At 36.7% G+C, this 583-nt stretch carries 1 protein-coding gene; it reads right to left on the bottom strand.

Annotation, left to right across the window (positions count from 1 at the left end; all coding sequences use genetic code 11):
• Positions 1–67: 67 nt before the first annotated feature.
• A partial coding sequence (locus tag KP705_RS16310; RefSeq protein WP_215765004.1) for a hypothetical protein occupies positions 68–583 on the bottom strand: 516 nt, incomplete at its 5' end.

Here is a 583-nt window from a genome sequence, read left to right as displayed (position 1 = left end):
GTTGCCTTGTCGGAAGGCTTTACAAGCACTTTACGACTCAGCATCTCAAAATGTGCGAATTGATAACTCATGACAACGATCCAAAAAATTTCTCGCAAATCGTTGAGAGTCTTCTTTTAAAATCATCAGACGTACAATTTTCCAAATCTAAATTATCGATACTCGAATACAAACCATCCTTGTCACATTCTTCTAAATCTTTAACCCAAAGGCGTATCTCATCTTTATTGTCATTAACAAAAACACACTCGTAACAAAAATCATCCTCGTCATCGTTCAAATATTCGTTGAATCTTAAAAAACCATATCCCCTGCTTTCTATGTAATCCAAAAACAAAGAAGAATGCGAAGGAAGACAACGCAAATAATCTCTATAACTTTTCACATCCTTCACAGGAAAAGAATGGTCAATATAATGGTCATGCAAACAAGTCATGATATCGTAAGGCTTTTCCCAACCGCAATAAACCTCGACCCCATTCCCAAACATATAACGAATAGCCTTGGTCTCATAACGTGCCTTCAATCGCACAGCCTTTATATTGAACAGATTTTCAAGCCTCTGTACTTCTCTCTCTATTTC

Origin of the sequence: Gluconobacter sp. P1D12_c (assembly GCF_018812105.1) — a bacterium.
GTDB classification, from domain to species: Bacteria; Pseudomonadota; Alphaproteobacteria; order Acetobacterales; family Acetobacteraceae; genus Gluconobacter; species Gluconobacter oxydans_A.
Note: the sequence above shows the minus strand (reverse complement) of the source record. Positions and strands in the feature narration are given on the sequence as shown.